This is a genomic window from Atribacteraceae bacterium (assembly GCA_035477455.1).
GTDB lineage: Bacteria > Atribacterota > Atribacteria > Atribacterales > Atribacteraceae > DATIKP01.
Map to the genome: position 1 here is coordinate 1 of DATIKP010000041.1, position 3697 is coordinate 3697.

General features: G+C 52.7%; 3 protein-coding genes. All 3 read right to left on the minus strand.

Going from position 1 to position 3697, the window contains the following annotated elements:
- On the minus strand, positions 1–831 hold an 831-nt coding region (locus VLH40_02295; protein ID HSV30841.1), incomplete at its 3' end, for a carbohydrate ABC transporter permease.
- A gap of 10 nt (positions 832–841) precedes the next feature.
- The gene (locus VLH40_02300; protein ID HSV30842.1) at positions 842–1693 is read right to left on the minus strand and encodes a sugar ABC transporter permease; all 852 of its coding nucleotides are present in this window, start codon (positions 1691–1693) and stop codon (positions 842–844) included.
- A gap of 188 nt (positions 1694–1881) precedes the next feature.
- On the minus strand, positions 1882–3498 hold the full coding sequence (locus VLH40_02305) for an extracellular solute-binding protein (GenBank protein ID HSV30843.1): 1617 nt from the start codon (positions 3496–3498) through the stop codon (positions 1882–1884).
- Positions 3499–3697 lie beyond the last annotated feature (199 nt).

Consider the following 3697-nt stretch of genomic DNA (forward strand, 5'->3'; position numbering starts at 1 on the left):
GGTCAGTCCCCGGACGATATACTTCTGGATCATCAGAGCCAATATCGTGGGGGGTAAGATGGCCAGAAGAAGGCGAGTGGAGACATACCAGAATTGCACTCCATGGGTGTGTTGGGCACCGGCAATGATGATAGGCATTGGAATGGCATCCCGGAAGGTTAGGATCAAGGCGAAGAGAAATTCATTCCAGGCAAAGGCGAAACAGATAATCCCTGTGGCGACCAAGGCTGGGGCGGCCAGGGGGAGGGCGATTCGCAGAAAAGTGGACCACCGGGAGCAGCCGTCGACCAGGGCGGCTTCTTCCAGTTCCACCGGGAGTTCCTTGAACATATCCCGCATGATCAGTACGGCGAAAGGCATAGCGAACGTGGCGTTGATCAAAATGAGACCGGTGCGGGTATCCAACATATTGAGACCGCGCAAGATCAGGAAAAAAGGGATTACCGTGGCTGCGGGGGGGAGGAACCGTTGGGAAAGAAACCACAGGGCCATATTCTCATTTTTCCACCGCCGGTACTGAAAACGGGATAAACCGTATCCGGCCAGAGATCCCATAACCATGGCGATGACGGAAGCCCCCAAAGAGATGACCAGGCTGTTGGTCAAGCCTCGGGAAATCTCCGGACCGCGATAGGTGAATTCCATAAGCCAGTTGCTAATGGTTGGTTGAAATTGGACCCAGGGAATCGCCGACAGGCTGAAGACATCGATCGGTCTTTTAAAAGAGGTGATCAGGGCCCAGTAGAAGGGGGTAATGACCCATAAGACCGTGATGCCGATCACCAGCCAAATAAAAACATCCACAATTTTAATCGGTTTTTTCTTTTTCATTTTCCTCTCCTCATTGGTAGAGAGCTCGGCTCTGGCGGTAAAAGAAGATGCCGACCAAGAGAGTAATGGCCATGAGAAAATAAGCCATGGCACTGGCGTAACCCATATCTAAATTACTCAATCCCTGGACGTAAATGTAGTAGGTGAGGGTTCTGGTGGTTACTCCCGGTCCGCCTCCGGTCAGAACGAAGGGGATGTCAAAGACCCTGAAGGCATCCACGATACGAAGCATGGTGACCGTGCCCACTACCGGGAGAATGAGGGGGAAGGTAACGTGGCGGAAAATCTGCCAGCCGGAAGAGGATTCAATTGCCGCCGCTTCGTACACTTCGTCGGAGAGCGATTGCAATCCGGCAAGGATGATAATAAAAGCGAACGGAGTCCATTGCCACACATCGACCAGGATGACGGAGGCTCTCGCCCACGCTGGGTTGGAAAGCCATGCTCCCTCCGGAAGACCGAGCGTGCGCAACAGGACATTAATCGGGCCGCTCCTCTCGTTGAATAACATCACACCCAGGTAACCAATGGCTACCGGTGCCGCGAAAAGCGGGGTGGTAAGCAGCGCCCGGAAAAATTTGAGACCGCGCATCTTCCGGTTGAAAATCAGGGCCAGCCCCAAGCCAAGCAAGACAGTGATGGTAACGCTGGCAACAACGAAATACAAAGTGAATTGTAGAACTTGCCAGAAACGGTGATCACCGAACATCCGGGCGAAGTTGGAAAGACCAGCCCAACCGGTTATTCTCCCAAAAACCACCTGGGAAAGAGCGACCCGGAGAGAATAGAGCAGGGGAAAAATGGTAAAGAGCAGCACCCACCCGATGGCGGGAAGGACAAAGATGTTTCCTTTTTCTTTCATACCTGAACTCCTCTTATTTCTTCCGGTCCAGCGTTTATCGTTCCGGGAATAATTCAGGAAGGAACCCACGATTGTGTTCCAATATGGGGACATCTTTATTTGAAATATCTAATTGCTGCAAGAATTGCCCAAAGATTACCGGGGCGGATATCGATATCCGCCCCGGTAAGGTCATTTAATAACTATGGTTATTCCGGTTGGAACCCAATGGATTCCTGGTAAATCGCCAACTGCCTCTCACGGCCCAGGCGGTTGGTGATTTCGTTCCAGGCTTGGGCACATCGGTTTAAGGCTTCTTCCGGTGAAACCAGCCCGGTGACGGCCTCCGAGAGATAGATGTCCAGGACTTCCCAGTATTCGGGTGTTCCGGGAATGCGAAGGTAATGCTGCCGTAACGGGTAATGGTACCACATGTCCATGTAGGCGGTGATAAATTGACGTGCGTCTTCTTCATTAAAGCCGGTAGCCACGTAATCCTCGAGTGAGGCGTGGCCGATCGGCGGGAGGAAGTCATAAAGGGTTCCCGGATCGACTCCGGTCCAACCCCAGACTACGTTCCAGTGGTTGATTTGCGGGGTTGCCTGCCAGGACAGGAAGTAGGCGGCCAGATCCTGTTGGTCGGAAAATCGGGAGATCACCCCGTGCCAGGAGGCACCAACCGTGTTGGCTACGAAATTCCGCTCTTCCACCCATTCCTGTTTTTCCATATCAAAGTATCTTTCACTACCCGGGATGGGGGCGGCACCCAGCTTCCCCATGATGGTGGAATGTTCGGGAAGCTGGGAAAGCGTTCCCACATCACCCCAGCTGAAGGTCATCACGGCGTTACCGCGCAGGAAGAAATCCCAGGCTTCGCCCAATTCCCACCCGAACATGGCTTCCGGACCGGTTTCAGCCAGTCTCATGAGCGACTTGAGCGCTTCGACGTGGCCCGGGCTGTTGATCAAAGGTTCCATGGTCACCGGGTCAAACCAGTATACGTTGTGGTAGCTGGTCACTCTGGTCGGGTCGTCGCCCGGCGCCGGGGCGACCACATAGGGAGCGGAATAAGACATAAAGTGGAAAAAGCCTTGCCCGCCCACCTTTAAGTGCATGGAAATTCCGTAATCGGGAGTCCCATCCCTGTTCCAGTCCCTCCCGTTGAAGAAAGAACTGACATCGTAGACTTCCTCCCAGGTTTGAGGGGGAACGGGCATGTCATACCCTTTTTCCTCTTTGAAAGCGGCCTGCCATTCCGGATCGTTCAGGACGTCCCGGCGGAAGTAGAGGATCTGTCCGTCGTGGTCGTTATTGAACCCGTACCAGGTGTCCCCCCACATGTACAACTCCCGGATGGGCAGCACAATGGAGTCCCGATCCCATACCGGCATACGGGGATCCTCGAAGTACTTGTCGATGGGAACGATCCAGTCATTGACTATATAGTCGCCATAGAACCAGCTCGGACCAACGATTGCATCATAGAAACCGGTTCCGGTTATGAGATCGATGAAGATTTTTTCCCGGAGTTCGCCGAAGGGGATTTCCACGATTTCGTATGTAGCGCCGGTTAATTCTTCAAAGAAAGGGCGCCAGAAGTACAGGGGGCCGGAAATAGGTCCCCGGGGTCCGGCTGAAAAGACAGCGATAGTAAAAGTTTGTCCTTCCCAGGCTGGGTCCGGGTTTCCTCGGTCGGCGGCTTCGAACGCCTTACGGGCGGTTTCCATTTCCAGGTCATTCTGAGCGAAAACGGTTGATGCGGCAAAGAGAAGAAGTAAGGCGGTCAGAACCACAGAAATGATCAGTACCAGACGGTTCCTGAACATAACAATCACTCCTCCTTAAAATGATCATGATCGTGGTTAATTGGTGATGGAACGAGAAACGGTGATGAATAGGAAAAAGCGGACTATATCGGCGGACATTCACCCCCTTTCAAAAGGCTCCTGGTAATAAAAAATTATAGCGTTAGTTTGCCGAAAAGCAACCTGGTTATCCAATTTTCAGGAAAGGTTGCTTTTTCCC

What these genes read in the sequence shown, in the direction of transcription:
- VLH40_02305 (HSV30843.1), bottom strand. Translation starts at nt 3,498, where the DNA reads ATGTTCAGGAACCGTCTGGTACTGATCATTTCTGTGGTTCTGACCGCC.
- VLH40_02300 (HSV30842.1), bottom strand. Translation starts at nt 1,693, where the DNA reads ATGAAAGAAAAAGGAAACATCTTTGTCCTTCCCGCCATCGGGTGGGTG.